The organism is Citrobacter portucalensis (assembly GCF_023374935.1).
Taxonomy (GTDB): domain Bacteria; phylum Pseudomonadota; class Gammaproteobacteria; order Enterobacterales; family Enterobacteriaceae; genus Citrobacter; species Citrobacter portucalensis.
The window spans coordinates 1,394,201-1,414,218 of record NZ_CP092466.1 but is presented as its reverse complement, the minus strand read 5'-3'; the positions used below and the strand labels follow the sequence as shown (position 1 = coordinate 1,414,218).

17 protein-coding genes are annotated in these 20,018 nt (G+C 55.0%); 2 read left to right on the top strand and 15 right to left on the bottom strand.

Translation table 11 applies throughout. The features are described 5' to 3' along the window. Window positions 1-123: 123 nt before the first annotated feature. Together pbpC and LY264_RS06745 are read right to left on the bottom strand one after the other, a co-directional pair. Window positions 124-2,436, bottom strand: coding sequence for a peptidoglycan glycosyltransferase PbpC (gene pbpC / locus LY264_RS06750; protein WP_048225020.1), 2,313 nt, complete (start codon window positions 2,434-2,436; stop codon window positions 124-126). Further along, window positions 2,437-7,371 (bottom strand): alpha-2-macroglobulin family protein, encoded by a 4,935-nt coding sequence (locus LY264_RS06745; RefSeq protein ID WP_048225023.1) that lies wholly within the window; start codon window positions 7,369-7,371, stop codon window positions 2,437-2,439. It lies immediately after the preceding gene. A gap of 206 nt (window positions 7,372-7,577) precedes the next feature. Between LY264_RS06745 and sseA the strand changes: the two genes are divergently transcribed. Further along, window positions 7,578-8,423 carry a 3-mercaptopyruvate sulfurtransferase gene (sseA, locus tag LY264_RS06740; RefSeq protein ID WP_071692599.1) on the top strand — a complete coding sequence of 282 codons (846 nt, stop codon included), beginning with the start codon at window positions 7,578-7,580 and terminating at the stop codon, window positions 8,421-8,423. 43 nt (window positions 8,424-8,466) lie between these two features. Here the strand turns inward: sseA and sseB are convergent, their stop codons facing one another. The 11 genes from sseB to trmJ all read right to left on the bottom strand — a co-directional run bounded on the left by sseB (window position 8,467) and on the right by trmJ (window position 17,244). Then, window positions 8,467-9,243 carry an enhanced serine sensitivity protein SseB gene (sseB, locus tag LY264_RS06735; protein ID WP_016157136.1) on the bottom strand — a complete coding sequence of 259 codons (777 nt, stop codon included), beginning with the start codon at window positions 9,241-9,243 and terminating at the stop codon, window positions 8,467-8,469. A gap of 70 nt (window positions 9,244-9,313) precedes the next feature. Continuing rightward, window positions 9,314-10,597 carry an aminopeptidase PepB gene (gene pepB / locus LY264_RS06730; protein WP_048225030.1) on the bottom strand — a complete coding sequence of 428 codons (1,284 nt, stop codon included), beginning with the start codon at window positions 10,595-10,597 and terminating at the stop codon, window positions 9,314-9,316. Window positions 10,598-10,658: 61 nt separating this feature from the next. Further along, a complete protein-coding gene (gene iscX, locus LY264_RS06725; RefSeq protein WP_003037694.1) occupies window positions 10,659-10,859 on the bottom strand; it encodes a Fe-S cluster assembly protein IscX in 201 nt (66 codons plus the stop codon). A gap of 11 nt (window positions 10,860-10,870) precedes the next feature. Then, the gene (gene fdx, locus LY264_RS06720; protein WP_003037690.1) at window positions 10,871-11,206 is read right to left on the bottom strand and encodes an ISC system 2Fe-2S type ferredoxin; all 336 of its coding nucleotides are present in this window, start codon (window positions 11,204-11,206) and stop codon (window positions 10,871-10,873) included. 1 nt (window position 11,207) lies between these two features. Then, complete coding sequence (hscA, locus tag LY264_RS06715) at window positions 11,208-13,058, bottom strand: Fe-S protein assembly chaperone HscA (RefSeq protein WP_003838439.1); 1,851 nt, start codon at window positions 13,056-13,058, stop codon at window positions 11,208-11,210. Window positions 13,059-13,073: 15 nt separating this feature from the next. Next, entirely contained in the window at window positions 13,074-13,589 is a 516-nt protein-coding gene (hscB, locus tag LY264_RS06710) for a co-chaperone HscB (protein ID WP_071692600.1), read from the bottom strand. A gap of 108 nt (window positions 13,590-13,697) precedes the next feature. Beyond that, complete coding sequence (gene iscA / locus LY264_RS06705; RefSeq protein WP_003835203.1) at window positions 13,698-14,021, bottom strand: iron-sulfur cluster assembly protein IscA; 324 nt, start codon at window positions 14,019-14,021, stop codon at window positions 13,698-13,700. A 20-nt stretch (window positions 14,022-14,041) separates the two neighbouring features. Next, complete coding sequence (gene iscU, locus LY264_RS06700) at window positions 14,042-14,428, bottom strand: Fe-S cluster assembly scaffold IscU (protein ID WP_002913991.1); 387 nt, start codon at window positions 14,426-14,428, stop codon at window positions 14,042-14,044. Between the two features lie 26 nt (window positions 14,429-14,454). Continuing rightward, window positions 14,455-15,669: a cysteine desulfurase gene (iscS, locus tag LY264_RS06695; RefSeq protein ID WP_003835233.1), complete on the bottom strand. Its 1,215-nt coding sequence runs from the start codon at window positions 15,667-15,669 to the stop codon at window positions 14,455-14,457. 112 nt (window positions 15,670-15,781) lie between these two features. Further along, window positions 15,782-16,273 carry a Fe-S cluster assembly transcriptional regulator IscR gene (iscR, locus tag LY264_RS06690; RefSeq protein ID WP_003037674.1) on the bottom strand — a complete coding sequence of 164 codons (492 nt, stop codon included), beginning with the start codon at window positions 16,271-16,273 and terminating at the stop codon, window positions 15,782-15,784. A 239-nt stretch (window positions 16,274-16,512) separates the two neighbouring features. Then, window positions 16,513-17,244 carry a tRNA (cytosine(32)/uridine(32)-2'-O)-methyltransferase TrmJ gene (gene trmJ / locus LY264_RS06685; RefSeq protein ID WP_048225036.1) on the bottom strand — a complete coding sequence of 244 codons (732 nt, stop codon included), beginning with the start codon at window positions 17,242-17,244 and terminating at the stop codon, window positions 16,513-16,515. 118 nt (window positions 17,245-17,362) lie between these two features. Here trmJ and suhB point away from each other — a divergent pair, with 118 nt between their 5' ends. Next, on the top strand, window positions 17,363-18,166 hold the full coding sequence (gene suhB / locus LY264_RS06680) for an inositol-1-monophosphatase (RefSeq protein ID WP_003835237.1): 804 nt from the start codon (window positions 17,363-17,365) through the stop codon (window positions 18,164-18,166). Window positions 18,167-18,269: 103 nt separating this feature from the next. Here suhB and LY264_RS06675 read toward each other — a convergent pair whose 3' ends face one another. Continuing rightward, entirely contained in the window at window positions 18,270-19,250 is a 981-nt protein-coding gene (locus LY264_RS06675) for a nickel/cobalt transporter (protein WP_048225038.1), read from the bottom strand. After that, entirely contained in the window at window positions 19,241-19,879 is a 639-nt protein-coding gene (locus LY264_RS06670) for a DUF1007 family protein (protein WP_048225041.1), read from the bottom strand. Before LY264_RS06670 ends, LY264_RS06675 begins: the two co-directional genes overlap by 10 nt. Between the last annotated feature and the right edge of the window lie 139 nt (window positions 19,880-20,018).

Below are 20,018 nucleotides of genomic sequence, written 5' to 3'. Positions count from 1 at the left end.
GTTGTCTATATAGATGTACGACCTGGCGCGGATTATAAAGAGCATCCCGGCAATTGACTATTGATGAAGGTAACATTTCTTTAAAATAAGATGAATTTTAGCAACAAACAGTCACCAACTGGTCTACTGCATCGAAAATCTCACCGTCGCTACCTGACCAGCGTCATCCATCACCAGCAGTTGATAATCCCCTTTAGTCACCAGCCGTAGCGTAAGACGACGCCCGCGTTCATCCAGCCTTTCACCGTTAAGAAACCACCAGCGTTCACCGCTCCCACCGCTGGTTTGCACCGGCAATGAGGCTTGAGCAGAACCGGGTAAACGCTTCACAATCGCGCCATCACGAATGCCTGTCAACTGCAACGGCTGCGAAGCGTCTTGCCCCAGCGGCGGACATGTGGCAGAAACTGGCGGTAATCTCTCCCCACGGCGTTCTGATTCCGGTAGCCATGGCTCCAGCGGCAACGGCCAGACGATTAACGTTTGCTCGTGCGCCTGCGGGCAATCCGCCGCCACACGTTTGCCTTCATCATCCAGCCAGACAGGAAAACGAATGCCATTAACCCCTTCCTGCTCGGGCAATAATAACGTTGGTGGCTGACTGCCATCCAGTAACCAGGTTGCCAGACGGCGACGGCAGTTGCTGTCTCCGGGGGCAAGGGATTGCCCACCCGGCCAGCACACCACGCCGCGACTCACGGAATCAGGACGTGGATCTTCCGGCTGATTGGTCCCGCGAGAGAGCAAAAGATTGTTGACCTGATTGAGCAGCGGCACGGCGCTGGCAAATCCAAACTGGCCCACCACCGGCGTTCCGTCTGGTCTGCCAGTCCAGATACCGATCACATAACGAGCATTAACACCAATCGCCCAGGCATCGCGATAGCCATAGCTGGTGCCCGTTTTCCACGCCAGCGGAACCACTCTGCTCAGTGCGTTATCCGGCAGCGGTTGCGCTTCGTCGGCCATAATACGGCGAATAATCCACGCCGCGCCCGCCGACATCAACGGACGTTCAAGCAGTGGGTCACCCGGCTGCAGACGTAGTTTTCCCGCTTTTCCCTGGCGGGCAAAGGCGCTGTACGCTGCGGCCATATCTTCCAGCCTTGCCCCCGCACCACCTAAAATCAGCGACAGATTCGGCGCGGCCCCTGCGGGCAGATACAGCGGTAAGCCGACATTACGTAACGATGCGGCAAAGCGCTTCGGACCATAGGCTTCAAGTACCTGCACGGCGGGTAAATTCAACGACCTTACCAGCGCTTCGCTCATGCTCACCGGGCCATGAAAACCGCTGTCAAAATTCCCTGGTCGATAGTCCCCGGTTCGCCGCGGCACATCCTGCAACAACGAAGCAGGATGAATGAGTCCGTCATCCAGCGCCAGACCGTAAACAAACGGCTTCAGCACCGAGCCTGGCGAACGGATCGCATTCACCATATCCACATGACCAAAGCGGGAGTCGTCATTCATATCTACCGACCCCACCCAACCACGCACGCTCATATCGGTGTGATCGACCACAATCATTGCCAGCGAACTGCGTGCAGGTAAGCGCCCCTTCCAGTTCTGCGCCAGCTCTTCCAGTTGACGCTGCAATCCGGCATCAAGGGTAGTCACGATTTTATCGCTCCGGCTTTTTCCCAGCATCATGCGCGAGAATAACGGCGCTAACTGCGGCATTTGCCGGGGCGCCAGCCAGACCGGTTCTTCACGCGACTCCTGTACCTGTCTGGCAGACCAAATACCCTGGGTCGCCATACGCTCGAGCACTTTATTACGCGCCGCTTGGGCACGGTCCGGCCAGCGATCCGGACGCAGGCGACTCGGTGCCTGTGGCAAAACAGCCAGTAGCGCGGCATCGGAGTAACTCAATTGCGCGGGTGATTTACCAAGATAGGCCCAACTTGCCGCCCCCACGCCCTGCAGCGTACCGCCAAACGGCGCACGGTTGAGATACAGTGTCAGGATGTCGCGTTTGGAGAGATGCCATTCCAGCTGCAATGCGCGCCAGAGCTGGCGAAACTTGCCGCCGAAGGTTCGCGGATGGGGATCGAGTAATCGTGCGACCTGCATGGTGAGTGTACTGCCGCCCGAAACCACACGCCCAGAGGAGAGGTCCTGCCATGCTGCGCGCAGTACTGAAAACGGATTGACGCCGGGATGCTTCCAGAACCAGCGGTCTTCGTAGTTAATTAGCGCCTCAAGGTAGCGGGGCGACACCTCATCAATCGTTACCGGATACCGCCAGATACCTTCGGCATCGGCAAAGCGCCAGAGTGGCGTACCATCATGTGCCACCACGACCCGTGCCGGATCGACTTCGTGCAAGGGCAGCGGCCAGATTTTATCTGCCGCCCAAACTGCCGCCACAATCAATAGCGCAACGGCTGCCAGCCAGAGCCAACAGCCGCGTTTACCCAACCGGCGCATCATTTACGGTCTGACAATCAAAAGTCCCTCTGTCGCACCGGTCGCGCGCCACTGCGGAACATACATTGATTCAACCTGTGGGACGGGAACCTGGTAGGTCCCCGGCGTTACCGCTCGCGCCAGATACACCAGCGTAACCGGTTGTCCTTCATTGACCGCCACCGCAGCGACAAAGCGATCGTCACGGAACTCAACGTGCTGGATATCTGCCTGCTGCATCTGATTAAGCAGATTCGCCACTTCGCTACCGCTATCCTGCAGGCTGGCGCTGCCGTTGGCCAGATTCTGGTTTTCCAGTTCCAGTCCTGCTGGCAGTAAATCGACCACCAGCGCATCCGGCACGTTCTGGCTGGCTTTCACCTCCAGCCAGACCAGCACCAGCTCGCCGCTGCGCAGCGAATCCAGCGATTTGCTGTTTCCGTCGAGCCCCAGAATTTGACGCTCAATATGCAGAACGTTGCTGGCAGGCGTCGGTGAGGTTTGCGAATAACCGCTCACATCCAGACGCAGCCACAGCGGTTGATTACCGGTATTGGTGACGCTCAGCGTAGACAGCGCATCGGCATCCAGATTACGCGTCTGTGATTTCTCCCCGGCTAACGGTTGCTCCGAGAGTGACGTTTGCGCCTGCCATGTGCCTGGCAAGTCCTGTAACGTACGGGCGGCAAGGAACAACGCATTATTTTCCTGAGTCGAGAGCCAGCGCTGCCCAAAGGCCTGTTCTGACAACGTGTTCAGCAGCGTATTCTGCACGTCAGGTTTGAGCTTGTTCTCTTCGAGCAAGGCCAGCATCAACGCGTTATCCCGTAACGCACTGCCGTAATCCGCCATCCACTGTTGCGTATCGCGGCGCGGCGTATTCAGCGCCAGCGTCAACGCCTGTTCACTGCGGTTAGCATCGCCCATATTTTTCAGCGCGATTCCCAGTTGTAACAGCGGTAAACCAGAGGCCGCTTGCGCACGACGCTCCCAGATCTCACGCAATGCGCCGAGCGGGGCTTTTTGCTGACGCGCCAGAACCAACGCGGCGTAGGCTTGTACGGCAAACCGGCTTGCTGAAGAGTCGTCGGTATAGCGAATCGACAACATTCCTGGATCCTGCAAATAGCGCAGCAGCCGTTCGTTGCCACGGTTAATGACCTCTACCGGGACGCTGTAGCCCTGTTCATTTGCCCGAACGAGGAAATCCATGACATACGCGGTCAGCCAGTACTCTTCCGACCCGTTTTTATCCCACAGCGCGAAACCGCCGTTATCACGCTGCATCTGCACTAAACGAGAAATCCCAATATCGACTGCAGCACGGCGTTTTTCATCGCTGTCGCCCACAATACCTAACGCCTTCAATTGCGCAGCGTTGGTGTATAAGGATGGGAACAACCCGCTCGCCGTTTGCTCCAGGCAACCGTAAGGGTAAGCCTTCAGTTCGCGGATATAACGCGCCAGATTTAGCGGCGGCTTACCGCTGAACAGCAGTTGTCCCTGCATCGTTGCAGGGGAGAAGTTGGTCAGTTCTTCGCCCGGAAGCTGCCAGGTTGCGCCCGGCTGAAGTGCGACACCGTTATTAACGGTTTGCGCCGGGAACGCCGGACGCACACCAATCTTCCACTGTTTATGCTGAACTGGCAGCGTTTCACCCGGTAAAGTCAGACCGCTAATTTCTGCCTGAATTTCGCCATCGCCAAACCCCTCCCGCGCACGCACCGGAATAAACAACGTAGTCCGTACGCCTGGTGCCAGATTCAATGGAGCAGGATCTTGCCCCATCAGCTCCAGTAAACCGCTGGCCGCGAGCTTAATATTCAGTGTTTGCGGTTTGTCAGTCAGGTTAGTCACGTCCAGCGTCAGTCGCGAGGTATCGCCCCCCGCCAGAAAACGCGGCATATTCAGTTCAGCAATTACCGGCGCGGCAACAATCACCTTGCTTTCACTGCTGCCAAAGTCATCCGCCGTCCAGGCCTGTGCCATTACCCGTAGCTCGCCGTTGAAATCACCAATCGGTAGCGTCACCGTACCTTCGCCCTGCTCGTTGAGCGTGACCGGCAGCGCCTGTTGCGCCACGATATTGACGTGATTAACCGGTGGCTTACCGCCGCGCTTTAATTCATCGCCATCACCACCAAAGCGCAGTGCCGCCAGCCGCCCTTGCCCTTCGATCACCTGGCCGTAAATATCATAAATATCCGCGCCATAGCGTTTTTGTCCGAAAAATGCCTGCCACGGATCTGGCGTGGCGTAATCGGTAATGTTCAACACCCCGCTATCAACGGCAGAGACTAGCACGTTAACCTGTTTTGGTACGTCGCCATTTTTGACGCTGGCTTTAATCTTGACGGTCAACGACTGGTTTGGACGTATTTTCGCCGGGTTTTCCAGCGCCAGCGCCAGACGACGGTTTTCATCACCTAACGGCAAATGCAGTAAACCAACCGCCCGTTTTGGCGTGGCCGAACGGGACTTGTCGCCAGGACGAACCACCAGCGCACTGAGATACAAATCGTGGCGATTCCAGGTTTTATCGATCGGGATGGAGATATCGAGACCATCCGCCGGTACGTCTATTTCTTGCCACCACAGCGGGCCTTCGCTGGATTCCACCATCGCATAACCTTTGCCAGCAGCGGGAGCGGCAACGTGCAGCTTCATGGTATCGCCAGGACGATAGCTGGGTTTGTCCAGTTTCAGAGTCACGCGATCGGGACGCACGGCCCCACTGCCGTCGCTGTTATCCTGCCAGCTATAACCTGCCCAGAAGCGTACGCTGCTCACCGCATCATTCGGGGCTTTCACTTCCAGACGATAGGCACCCCACTCAACCGGGAAGCTGACTTTACCGGTTTCATCGGCCTTAAGATCCAGAGTCTGCTCACCTTCAACCAGATCCTTTTGATCGAACTGTGATTGCCAGCCCTCGCCTTCAGACCAGTTCCAGTAATAATCCCGGCGCTCGCGGATCAAACGCACCTGCAAACCGGACACCGCTTTTTTCTCGCCCTGCGCATCGGCATAAACAATGTCGAAAGCGGCGTTGCTGTTTTCATCAACAATAGGCTGATTCACGGTGGTATCAGTGCGATAGTCATAGACGGCTTTTGCCGCAAACTGCGGACGAATACCCGGCAGCATGTCCGCAGGCCAGATGGCTTGTTCAGCCCGACGCGTCACCGGGCGGCCACCTGACTCCAGCAGGCTGGCTTGCAGGATCACCTGTAACGGGGAATGCGTCTCCTGCCATTGGCTGTTGGTGGTCACTTCGCCGCGACCGTGTTCATCCAGCGTAAGCTGAACTTCATCGAGGCTGCGGGACAGGTTTTCTTCAGCAATATTACCAAACTGGAACCCCGGTAATGCCTGCACCGCTTCGCGCAGCGGGCGCAGGAAAAGCTGCCCTTGCAGAGCATTGCCATTAGCGGGCGCGCCGTACAGGTAGTAGCCCACTACCGAGAACTTCACTTCATCAGCCGGAGCGACCGGAATCTTATTAGCGGAGAGATTGAGCGCCATCCGCTCAGGCATAAAATCTTCGACGTGGAAATCCCACATCCGTGACTGGTTGTCGCCCGTATTAGCACGAATATGCCACATACCGGTTGGCGCGTTGGTGTCCAGCGGCCAGCTAAAGCGATACAGACCGTTCTCCGGCTGGCTAACCACCGAACGTAACACTTGCCCGTCGGGCTTCACGACCTCCAGCTTCACCGGCTGGTCGGGCAACGTGTTGCCGTCGCTGTCACGCAGTAATCCGTTGAGGATCACCGTTTCGCCAGGACGATAGAGGTCACGGGGACCAAACATAAAGAATTGTTTGCTGTATCCCGGTGCACCGGCAATATCAAATTCAGCCAGATCCAACGCCGGGAGTTTCAAATCCAGCAGCGTGGTTTGCCCGTCTTTGCGGGCCAGCAATAAAGCCGCGTCTTTATCAGTCTCCAGTTTGACATGACCCTGCGCGTCGCTGGTAGCCTGCGCCAGCGTCTGTCCTTTTTCGTTGAGTAACGTGACCTCAATACCCTGCTGCGCAGCGCCGTTTTCCAGACTCTGCGTAAAGACATCCAGTTGATTATGGTAACGGTGTGCAGACACACCAATATCGCTGAGCGTGAACAGCGTAGCGGCATTACTGTAGTTGTATTGTCCAGCCTGATTCATCACCGCGATGTAAACTCCTGCTTGCTGCAACGGCTTGATATCGCTCAGCGGCAGCAGCAACTTCTCACGGGTGTTACGCGCAGGATTGAGATCAAAGCGTCCGGTATACACCAGTTCCGCCATTTTCAATAGATTGTCAGATTCCCAGTTCGTCAACGAATTGCGATATTCCCACTGGCTGACAAATGCGCCGAGCGATTCAGGCTTCACGCGAAAGAAGTTCACATCCACGCTGTTAACGTTGAGGGCCATTACCGGCAGGCCTTCAATTACTTTTCCCGGCAACAGCGAGCCGCGACTGGCAAACCCAACGCTTGGCTGTACATCGCGGGTGGTAATATTTTTTTCATAATCAATAGCGAACGTCGCTTTATTCAGCGCCAGCAAATCACGCTCAATGGTCACCACCAGTTCCCGGTTAGGTTCCAGATGGCGTAATCGCAGCTCTTTCAGATTTGGCGCCAGCTCCCAGGCACCATCCACTTTGCCGCTTTTTTTATCAACAACGTGCACGACGCGGGAAAAATCTTGTTCTGGATCGAGGGGAATGGAGAAGGTCAAAACGAGCGTTGCCGCACCGTCGAGCTGGACCTCTGAGGCATCCAGCAGCGTCAGCGACTTGCCCTGGCTTTGTTGCACCAGCTTTTGTAATTGGGCCTTGTCTTTTACTAGCGCAGTCTGGGGAGCTGGCGAGTCAGGTTTCGCAGCCGTCGGTGATTTTTCGTTATTATTATCGCACCCGACCAGTGCCAGCATCAGCATGCAGGCCGCTACGCGTAAATGTTTCATTTTTCATCCCTGGCCGTAGTGGCCCGTTAGCTACGTAGAACAACTATTATGCGTCAGATTTCCGGCTGTGGAAGTCAGTAACTGAACAACGTTGTCTTAATTTAAGTGATTAATGTGGATTCACCTGACAAATCAGCCTGTTTTACTTGTCGCTTTACGGTAAACATCCGACAATTTGCCAAAACCTGGTAAAAATGGAGATGCCTATGACCACCGCCTTCTTTGTCGCTGCCGACTGGCTTGCCGAACACATTGACGACCCGGAAATACAAATTCTTGATGCCCGGATGGCACCTCCAGGACAGGAAGATCGCGATGTTGGCGAGGAGTATCGTGCGGGCCATATTCCTGGCGCAGTCTTTTTTGATATTGAAGCACTTTCCGATCATACCTCACCGCTACCGCATATGATGCCACGCCCCGAAGCCTTTGCCGTTGCGATGCGCGAGCTGGGCGTTGATCAGGATAAGCATCTGGTTATCTACGATGACGGTAATCTGTTTTCCGCGCCACGTGCATGGTGGATGCTGCGGACATTTGGCGTCGAAAATGTCTCCATTCTGGCAGGCGGTCTGGCAGGCTGGAAGCGCGATAAGTTAATGCTCAAGGAAGGCGATGAGGATTTACCTGAAGGTGAATTTAACGTGGCCTTTACGCCTGACGCAGTTGTGCGCGTTACCGATGTACTGCTGGCCAGTCATGAAAAAACGGCGCAGATCGTCGATGCCCGCCCGGCTGCACGTTTTAATGGCGAAGTTGACGAGCCGCGTCCTGGTCTGAAACGTGGTCATGTACCCGGCGCGCTTAACGTACCGTGGACAGAACTGGTTCGTGACGGCGAACTGAAAACCACCGATGAGCTGGATGCCATTTTCTTCAGCCACGGCGTGAGCTTTGACCGCCCCATTATCGCCAGCTGCGGCTCCGGCGTAACGGCTGCCGTGGTGGTGCTGGCACTTGCCACGCTGGGCGTTTCTGACGTCGCATTGTATGACGGCGCATGGAGCGAATGGGGAGCGCGCAACGATTTACCGGTAGAACCGCAATTATAAAGCTGGAAAAGCCGGATAGCGCTTCGCTTATCCGGCCTACAATTTAGATAATCCGGTTCTGTTTAAAGTCGCGCAGGAAACCGCCCCAGCGGCGTTCGTAGAACGGCGCGATATGCTCAGTGATAAAGTGGCTCACGCCCTTCTCACCCTTCTTCACCTGGCAGATATCAATAGGTTCATCGCCCGGCAGCGTATCGGTCGCGACGCTGCCAGCAGCGTGGATGATCTCTTCAATATCCCCTTCCGCTTCAATACCAATCAGCAGATTCGGCTGGGCTTCCGCGCTTTCTTTGATTGAGCAGAGAAACGCGCGTTTTACCGGCTTAATGGTTTTAAACAGCGTAGTCAGCGAGTCAATCATCTGCGCCGGAGGTTCAGCGACTTCAGAGAGGATCAGCGATTCACCGCCTTCCAGTACTTCCTGGGTGCTGAGCGGATTCCCCTCTTCCCCCATCAGCAGGCTGATTTCACGCGGCATAAATTCTTTGCCGGTCGGCAGTTTCGCGTTGAGAAAGAGCGTTTCGCCGAGCGTCATTTCAAATAACGTACGCACCGGCATAACGACAAATGCTTGCTCATCTTCCACCGCCTGCTGCAGGGCTTCCAGAGAAGTGAAGAACGGGATCACGGTCGTGCCGTCTTCTTTTTCCCAGTGCTGCAGGTCGAGAGCGCTGTCTTCAACCACCGCCTCGCCTTCTGCGGCAGTACCCGGCACCCAGACTGTGGATTCCAGTAAAGTACGGAAAAATGCCGGACGATGCGCAGGTTCTGTCGCCGCTTGTTCAAGCAATGTTTCTAATTCGTTTTTTGTTTCGGACATAAGTATCACAAATTGGATGAATACATGTAGGCCGGATAAGCGTAGCGCCATCCGGCAATACAGTAATAAATTATGCGGTCAGCAGATTCGCAATCGTGCGCACACCCAGACCGGTTGCGCCCGCAGACCACTGCTCAACCGGCGCTTTGCGATAGGTTGCGGAGCAGTCGATATGCAACCAGCCCTGCTGGTAGTTTTCCACGAAATGGGACAGGAAGCCCGCCGCGGTGCTTGCGCCAGCCGGGTAAGCCGCGCTGCCGGTGTTATTCAGTTCGGCAAAGTTAGACGGCAACTGACTACGGTGGAACTCTGCCAGCGGCAGACGCCAGAACGGTTCGTTTTCTTGTGCCGCACTTGCCAGCAGGCGAGCAGCCAGCTGATCATCAAAGCTAAACAGCGCGTGGTAATCATTGCCCAGCGCGGTTTTCGCCGCACCGGTCAGCGTAGCTGCATCAATAATCAGCTCCGGTTTCTGCGCGCTGGCATCGATCAGGCCATCAGCCAGCACCAAGCGCCCTTCGGCATCGGTATTCATCACTTCAACTTTTTTACCGTTGCGATAGTGAATAATGTCGCCGAGCTTAAAGGCGTTACCGCTAATCAGGTTATCCGCACAGCACAGATACAGCTTCACGCGCTTGTTCAGACCACGGGTGATGGCAAATGCCAACGCACCGGTGACCGTTGCCGCACCGCCCATGTCGGACTTCATTGAGTCCATAAATGCGCTTTGCTTGATGCTGTAACCGCCGGAGTCAAAGGTAATTCCCTTACCAACCAGACAAGCATAAACCGGGGCTTCTTTGTCGCCTGTTGGGTTGTAGTCCAGCGCCAGCAGCACTGGAGGACGTTCAGAGCCGCGACCCACGGTATGCAGACCCATGTAGTTCTGCTCGCGCAGATCTTCACCTTTGGTGATGCGGTAAGAGACGTTATCGCACGCGACGGAGCACAGCAGATCAACAGCGCGCTGCGCCAGCTGTTCCGGGCCAAGCTCTTCTGCCGGGGCGTTAATGGTATCGCGCACCCAGTCAATAATCTTCAGACGGCTATCCAGCTCTTTGCGCTGCGCTTCGTCCAGAGCGGCCCACTCAACTTTGCGGGTGCCTTTTGGTCCCTTGTAGCCCTGCCAGAACGCCCAGCTACGTTCGGTATCCCAGCCTTCACCGTCCAGTTGCACGTGTTTAATGCCCAGGCCGTCGATTTTACGCGCGGCACGCTGGATAAGGACGAGGTCATCTTTTCCGTTCAGGTGCAGGGTAATGCCGTCATTATTAATGCTGTATGTCGCCTTTTCACCCCAGCGGGCATCGGCGGGTTGCGTGGAAAGCGTAATTTTCATGGCTTCTGTCATTTTATTTATCCTTATTTTCGCGCATACAGGAAAACGGGCCACCCGTGGGCAGCCCGTTGACTTATTCGGCTTCGTCCAGCCAGACCAGCAAAATGGCCTCAAGGATTTTTTCGTTCGATGCCTGCGGATCATCATCGAACTCTTCCAGGTCACAGATCCACTGGTGCAGATCGGTGAAACGAACGGTCTTGGGATCGAGGTCGGGGAACGCGTCATACAGCGCCTCGCCGATCTCGCGGCTATCGGTCCACTTCAGTCCCATACTACCCTCTGTTAATGCTCACGCGCATGATTGATTGTGTAACGTGGGATTTCGACCACTAAATCGTCCTCGGTTACCCGCGCCTGACAGCTTAAACGGCTCTCCGGCTCCAGTCCCCAGGCTTTATCCAGCATGTCGTCTTCTTCTTCCGTGCTTTCCGGCAAAGAATCAAAACCTTCACGTACGATGCAGTGGCAGGTTGTGCAGGCACAGGATTTTTCACAGGCGTGTTCAATCTCGATACCGTTACGCAGGGCAACGTCAAGAATGGTTTCGCCGGTCTCAGCTTCCAGAACTGCGCCATCGGGACAGAGATCCTGATGAGGCAAAATAACAATCTTTGGCATATTAAACCTCGTCCACGGAATGGCCTTTCAGCGCGCTACGGACGGATTTGTCCATGCGGCGAGCGGCGAATTCCTGGGTTTGTTTGTCTACGTTTTTAATGGCTTGTTCTATCGCGTCAACATCGTCACCCTGTGCAACCTCGCTCAAGTGCGCGGCGGCGGTGTCGATAGCCTGACGTTCTGCGGCGCTTAACAGCGCGGCATCAGCGTTCAGCGCACCGGATAAACTCTCCAGTACGCGTGCCGCTTCGACTTTCTGTTCTGCCAGCATACGGGCTTTAACGTCCTGCTCGGCAAAACTCATCGAATCCTGAATCATGGAGGCGATTTCACTGTCGGTCAGACCGTAGGACGGTTTAACCTGGATTGAGGACTCAACGCCTGTGGATTTCTCCATGGCGGTGACGCTCAGCAGCCCATCGGCATCCACCTGGAAGGTCACGCGGATGTGCGCACCGCCAGCCGGCAATGCCGGGATGCCGCGCAGCGCAAAACGCGCCAGTGAACGGCAGTCCTGCACCAGCTCACGCTCGCCCTGCATCACGTGAATGGACATCGCGGTTTGGCCATCTTTAAAGGTGGTAAAGTCCTGCGCGCGCGCCACTGGGATAGTGGTGTTACGTGGGATCACTTTCTCCACCAGACCGCCCATGGTTTCCAGTCCCAGAGACAGAGGGATAACGTCCAGCAGCAGCATTTCGCTGTCCGGTTTATTTCCGACCAGAATATCCGCCTGGATTGCCGCACCGATAGCGACCACTTTGTCCGGGTCAATAGAGGTCAGCGGCGTGCGGCCAAAAAATTCACCGACGCGTTCACGTACCAATGGCACGCGCGTTGAACCGCCAACCATCACCACTTCCAGCACATCTTGCGGCTCCACGCCCGCATCTTTCAGCGCGCGACGGCAGGCCAGCAGCGTACGCTTGACCAGTGCGGAAATGAGTTCATTAAAGGTTTCACGGGTGATTTCACCCTGCCATCCTGCCACGTTAACCGTTACAGAATCAGCGTCGCTAAGCGCGATTTTCGCTGCGATCGCGGCATCCAGCAGTTCGCGCTGTACGCGGTTATCGCTGCGATCGGCCACGCCCGCCTGCTCGCGAATGTAATCGGCCAGCAGATGGTCAAAATCGTCGCCGCCGAGCGCGGAATCACCGCCGGTCGCCAACACTTCAAACACGCCACGGCTCAGGCGCAGAATAGAAATATCAAACGTACCGCCGCCAAGATCGTAGACTGCGATAACGCCTTCCTGACCGGAGTCCAGACCGTACGCGATCGCCGCTGCGGTCGGTTCGTTCAGCAGACGCAATACGTGCAGGCCCGCCAGACGCGCGGCGTCTTTGGTCCCCTGACGCTGTGCATCGTCAAAGTAAGCCGGAACGGTGATTACCACGCCGTCCAGTTCGCCGGACAGCGATTCGGTAGCCCGCGCGGCCAGCGCTTTCAGAATATCAGCGGAGACGCGCACCGGATTAAGCAAACCGGCAGCGGTTTCAATCATCGGCAGACCGTTTTCGCTCGCCTGGAACGTATATGGCAGATGCGGGTAACGCGCCTGGATATCCGCCAGAGAGCGGCCCATCATGCGTTTTACCGAGCTAACGGTGTTTGCCGTATCCAACGCGGCATTGGCGCGGGCATCGTAACCGACAGAGTAGCCCTGCTGCTGATAGTGAACCACTGACGGCAACAGGTGGCGACCTTCATGGTCTGCCAGCGTTTCGGCCTGGCCGCTGCGTACGGTCGCAACCAGGGAGTTGGTAGTGCCTAAATCGATACCTACCGCCAGACGACGCTGGTGCGGCGCGGCGCTCAGACCAGGCTCACTAATTTGTAATAAGGCCATTTTCGCTTCCGGAAATTAAAAATCGAGCAGTTTTTCTTCGAGTTGTTCTGCACTGCTTCGCAGTTTATCGAGAAAACGCAGCTTACGCACGGTATCTGCCGCTGCGTCCCACGTCTCGCTATCCAGCTGTTCCACCATCAGTTGATGGCGAACGTTATACATTTCGCTGACGCGTTTCATAAACGCATCTAAACGTTGACTGTCTTTTGCCTGTTCAATCTCGTCCAGCTCTTCACGCAGCTCCAGTTGCTCCATCAGGAACGCGGTATCGCGCACCGTGTGCTGCTCGCTGCGGATATCAAAACCGTGTAAAGACAATAAGTATTCGGCGCGCATCAAAGGATGACGCAGCGTTTGCCAGGCCAGGTTGATAGTGGCGGACTGCGAAACCGCAGCAAGTTGTTCCGCCTGGGAACCGCTGGCGAATTTATCAGGATGATACTGACGTTGTAGATCCTGAAAACGTAGGCTCAGCGCCTGAGTATCGAGCTGATAACGGGCCGGTAAGCCAAAGAGGGTGAAGTAGTCCATAACATTCTCAGGGCATCGATTCTCTGTTGTTCGATGAGGCAAAACCAGAGAGTCAGGTAAAACAAACCCCACGCGCAGGCGACCACGGTGGGGTTATCAGTAAGCGCGTTACACGTGGAAGCTTTCGCCGCATCCACATTCGTCTTTCACGTTCGGGTTAGTGAACTTAAACCCTTCGTTCAGACCTTCTTTGACGAAGTCTAACTGCGTACCGTCGAGGAATTGCAGGCTCTTACCGTCGATCACGACTTTTACGCCTTTGTCTTCAAACACGGTATCTTCAGCCGCCGGCTCGTCAACAAATTCCAGTACATAGGCCATACCTGAGCAGCCGGAGGTTCTCACGCCCAGACGCAGACCAAACCCTTTACCGCGGTTTGCCAGGAAGGTATTTACACGCGCTGCTGCACTGTCGCTTAAGGTAATCGACATAATAAAACCTCAACTCTTAATTATTTTGCTTCACGTTTGCTTTTGTAATCCGCAATCGCGGCTTTAATCGCGTCTTCAGCCAGAATAGAGCAGTGAATTTTCACCGGTGGCAGTTCAAGCTCGTCGGCGATATCGGTGTTTTTAATCGCCTGTGCTTCGTCCAGAGATTTCCCTTTTACCCATTCGGTAACCAGAGAGCTGGAAGCAATAGCGGAACCGCAGCCGTAAGTCTTGAAACGCGCGTCTTCAATGATACCCTCATTGTTGACTTTGATCTGCAACTTCATCACGTCGCCACAGGCTGGTGCACCGACCATGCCGCTGCCCACGTTCTCGTCGCTGTTGTCAAAAGAGCCCACGTTACGTGGATTCTCGTAATGATCGATAACTTTTTCGCTGTAAGCCATGTTGAATTCTCCTTATCGGTGCCGAATTAGTGATGTGACCATTCAATGCTGTTCAGATCCACACCCTGTTTGAACATTTCCCACAGTGGAGAAAGGTCGCGCAGACGGCCAATGGAGTTGCGAACCAGATTGATGGCATAGTCAATCTCTTCTTCGGTAGTGAAACGACCTAAAGAGAAACGAATTGAGCTGTGTGCCAGCTCGTCGGTCATCCCCAGCGCGCGCAGCACGTAGGATGGCTCCAGGCTTGCAGAAGTACATGCAGAACCGGAGGATACAGCCAGGTCTTTCAGCGCCATAATCAGCGACTCGCCTTCAACAAAGTTGAAGCTGACGTTGAGAATGTTCGGTGCGCCCTGCTCGAGGTCACCATTGAGGTACACCTCTTCCATATCTTTCACGCCGTTCCACAGACGGTTACGCAGACTGCGCAGGCGCGCCATCTCGGTTTCCATCTCTTCTTTAGCGATACGGTATGCTTCACCCATGCCGACGATCTGGTGCACAGGCAGCGTACCGGAACGCATACCGCGCTCGTGACCGCCGCCGTGCATCTGCGCTTCAATACGAATACGCGGTTTACGACGAACGTACAGCGCGCCGATACCTTTCGGACCATAGATTTTGTGGCCGGAGAAGGACATCAGGTCAACTTTCAGTTGGCTCAGATCGATAGGCAGTTTGCCTACGCTCTGGGTCGCATCAACGTGATAGATGATGCCGCGAGCACGGCACATTTCGCCGATAGTCGCGATATCCTGCACCACGCCGATTTCGTTGTTCACGTGCATGATGGACACGAGGATGGTGTCGTCACGCATTGCAGCTTCAAGTTCTTTCAGGTCGATAATGCCGTTACGCTGCGGGGCGAGGTAGGTAACTTCGAACCCTTCACGCTCCAGCTGACGACAGGTATCCAGCACGGCTTTGTGTTCGGTTTTGCTGGTGATGATGTGCTTGCCTTTTTTCTGATAAAAGTTGGCTGCACCTTTAATCGCCAGGTTATCGGATTCAGTCGCACCGGAAGTAAATACGATTTCACGCGGGTCAGCGCCCACGAGGTCGGCAATCTGGTTACGGGCGATATCTACCGCCTCTTCAGCCTGCCAGCCGAAACGGTGTGAACGAGACGCTGGGTTACCAAAGTTTCCGTCCAGGGTCAGACACTGCATCATTTTCTCGGCAACACGCGGGTCCACCGGCGTGGTTGCGGAGTAATCGAGATAGATCGGTAATTTCATTGCTCTATAAACTCCGTACATCGCTTCAATGCAAGGAATCAGGCAACCGGCTGGATGTACGACCGAGTTAACGGGGTGTGTAGCACCCCGGCCTGATTCTAAAATACTTTTATTATGCGCGTAACTTAACGTCGATCGCGTCTTGAGCACGATTAGTGCGTGGAGCGTCATGGGTATGCTGGCGACCAGACACATCCAGGACTTCCTGATTATTTACCAGTTCGCCCAACGTAATGTTGTTGAGGAAACCGGTCAGACGATCGCTCAGATCGCGCCACAGCGCGTGGGTCAGGCATTTATCGCCGCCCTGACAACCGCCTTTGCCCTGGCAACGGGTCGCATCTACAGACTCGTCAACAGCGCTAATCACTTCACCTACTGCGATGCTGCCGGCATCTTTACCCAGCAGATACCCGCCGCCTGGTCCACGTACGCTGGAAACCAGACCGTTTTTACGCAAACGGGAAAACAGCTGCTCCAGATATGACAGGGAAATTCCCTGACGTTCAGAAATATCAGCCAACGGTACCGGGCCCGTTTCGGAGTTGAGCGCAACGTCCAACATTGCGGTCACGGCATAACGCCCTTTTGATGTCAGTCTCATGTCTTACTTAGCCTCAAACTCGCCCCTGCCCGGGGTTTTTTATTGTAAAATGGGGGTATTGCATAGCAGGGGCAAGTCTGACATTCCCGACTAAATCAGTCAACTATTTACTTGACTAATTTAGTCAGGTATTTAACCTTCAGTGCCATTTTCACTTGCCGGATGCGCTTCGCTTATCTGGCCTACGAATCGTGCGGCCTGTAGGCCGGATAAGCGAAGCGCATCCGGCATTAGTACAGTTACTTGCTTTTATTCTGCTGCTCGATTGAAGCTAAAATCCCGCGCAGGATGTTCAGCTCCTGGCTCTCTGGACGCGCGCGCGTGAACAGACGGCGCAGCTTATTCATCACCTGCCCCGGGTGCCCTTCGCGGATAAACCCGGTCGACAGCAGCGTTTGTTCCAGATGACCGTAAAAACGCTCTAAATCATCCACCAGCGGATACTCAGCTTCTTCGTATTCGGCGGTCTTATCACCTTCCTGCGTCGCCAGCCAGGCCATGCGAACTTCATAAGAGATAACTTGCACTGCCATCGCCAGGTTGAGCGAACTGTATTCCGGGTTCGCGGCAATGGCGACGTGATAATGGCATTTTTGCAGTTCTTCGTTGGTCAGGCCAACGCGTTCACGACCAAATACCAGCGCCACCGGCGAGTTCGTCGCTTCAGAGACACTTTTTAAACCGCATTCACGCGGATCCAGCATCGGCCACGGCAGCGTGCGGGAACGCGCACTGGTGCCTACCACCAGGCTACAGCCCGCCAGCGCTTCATCGAGCGTATCGACGATCTGCGCGCTGCCGATCACATCACTGGCACCCGCTGCCAGGGCGATGGCCTGGGAGTCCGGTTTAACCAGTGGATTTACCAGCCACAGATTGGTTAAACCCATGGTTTTCATTGCGCGGGCTACAGAGCCCATGTTGCCAGTGTGAGAGGTTTCCACCAGCACGATTCGAATATTTTGCAGCATTGTATTTCTTCGGCTAAAGATTATTCGGGCATATTATCATAAAACGAAGACATATTCCGAACTCGCTGCTATACTCTGCGCCGTTTTCCCGTTCTTTAACATCCAGTGAGAGAGACCGATGCATCCGATGCTGACCATCGCCGTGCGCGCAGCGCGCAAGGCGGGTAATGTAATTGCCAAACACTACGAAACCCCAGACTCTGTAGAAACCAGCCAGAAAGGCAGCAATGATTTCGTGACTAACGTCGATAAAGCCGCCGAAGCGATTATTATCGAAACGATTCGCAAATCTTACCCACAGCACACCATCATCACCGAAGAAAGCGGTGAACATGTTGGTGAAGATTTGGATGTTCAATGGGTTATCGATCCACTGGATGGCACCACCAACTTCGTAAAACGTCTGCCGCACTTCGCGGTATCCATCGCAGTACGCATCAAAGGCCGTACTGAAGTCGCCGTTGTTTACGATCCAATGCGTAACGAACTGTTCACCGCAACCCGTGGCCAGGGCGCACAGCTGAACGGCTACCGTCTGCGTGGCAGCACCGCCCGCGATCTGGATGGTACCATCATCGCCACCGGTTTCCCGTTCAAAGCCAAACAGCACGCCGCTTCTTACATGAAAATTCTTGGCAACATGTTTACCGAATGCGCGGACTTCCGCCGCACCGGTTCTGCTGCGCTGGATCTGGCCTACGTTGCCGCAGCCCGCGTTGACGGTTATTTCGAAATTGGCCTGCGCCCGTGGGATTTCGCCGCAGGTGAGCTGATTGCCCGTGAAGCTGGCGCACTGGTTTGCGACTTTACCGGTGGTCATAACTACATGGCGACCGGCAACATCGTTGCAGGTAACCCGCGCGTAGTGAAAGCCATGCTGGCTAACATGCGTGATGAACTGAGCGATGCGCTGAAGCGTTAATCGTTTGATGCCGGATGGCGGCTAGCGCCTTATCCGGCCTACCAGGGAATTCCCCGTAGGCCTGATAAGCGAAGCGCCATCAGGCATTCATCCTACAACAGTGCTAAAACGGTCTTATCCCTCGCCCCACCGGCACCGCACTCATCCACATCACTACCGCAGCAGCGATTAGCACCGCACCACCGGCTAATGCCAGCGTCGTCCAGCCAATCTGTCGCCACAATACCGGCGCTTTATGCCCGCTAAGTTTCACCGCCAGCGAGCGGAAACTGTGTACCAGCAGAGCCAGTGACGTAATCGTCAAAGAGGTTCCTGCCGCCATCGCCAGCGCCGACGCCATACCCCAGCTAAACACGCCAACCACTTTGCTGAACAGTAAAACCATGATGGCCCCCGAGCACGGGCGCATCCCCATAGACAGCACGATCATCAACCGGGCACGCCAGTCATCACCACTTTGCAGCTGTTCAGGATCGGGCAAATGCTGATGCCCGCAGCCGCAACCCTCGTGATGCACATGATGCGGCGTGAAGGCAGTAAATTTTGGGCGGCGCAGCAGCTGGCGCAATTTCTTCAGCGCACGGACGCACAATAAAACGCCCAACACGCCAACCAGCGCATAACTCCCTTTCTCCAGCCAGAAACTACTCATATGTAGCTGTCGTGCAGGCAACTGCAAGATGGTAAGCACCACAACCACCAGTCCGATAGCGACCAGCCCCTGTAATAAAGATGAGGCCAGCGTCAGGCCAATACTCGACTTCAGCTTCGAAGGGTGCGTTGCCAGCCAGGTGGTAATAACGACTTTTCCATGTCCCGGTCCCAGCGCATGCAGAACGCCGTAGAGAAAACTAAATAGCAGCAGCGATCCCCCGGCCTGGGCCGGCCTGGCGGCAACCGCTTTCAGCAACCCGCTCATCTGTTGGTTAACGTCGCGCTGCCAGACGACACTTTTCATCATCACCTGCGGCCAGGCCTGCCATAGCCACAGTATGCCGCCTGCCGCCAACAGCAAAAAGACACCCAGCGGCCATAGCGTCAGCCAGCGACGTCTGGCTGCACGTTGTTGATACACTACTGACATTGCAGCGTTACCGTCTGTGCAAACTGTTTACCCAACTCCATATCCTCCGGCGGTGCGTCTTCTTTATCCAGCGACTGCGCAAAGCTCAACGTTTGTTCATTCGGCGTCGGCGTATGTACTGAAATCCGGCATTTTTGGCTTATGGACTGCCCCAGCCTGGCGTCGCTATCTTTGTCATAGCTCATATCAACGTAGTAGGTCGGGTCGAAGGTTGAAATGGTATATTTTTGACCACTCAGCGGCTGAGCTTCGGCCAGCGGCAAAACGAACGTCAGCACTGCCTGGTGTTCCTCCCGCGCCATGCCATATTCCGTCGGCCTGTTTTTAAACTTTACCTTTTTCCCGTCGTGCCACACTTCGGTGAAATAGTGCTGCCCGAGAACGTTGGCCATCACTTCCGCCGCCAGTTTCTTCCAGATCTCATCACCAGGTTTGGCATTCCCCGCATCGTAAAGCAGATCCGCCGAGGTAATTTCATCCATCGTCCAGCGCATTTTCAGCGCGACGAACTGGTCATTCTCGCTCACTATCTCAGTTTTTAGATGGATAAAGCTGTGGGGATGCGCGCCTGCGCCAAAGGACAGGACAGCGAGAAACAACGTGATAATGATACGTTTAACGCCTTGCATGAGTTCTCCACGATGAAAATCTACACCGCCACAAATAATGATGCCTGGTTTGGCGAAAGTGTGCTGAGGATACCATTGAACGAAAAAATAATGAGCACCCTTTTCCGGTATCGATTCAGTTCTCAATTTCGATAATTTC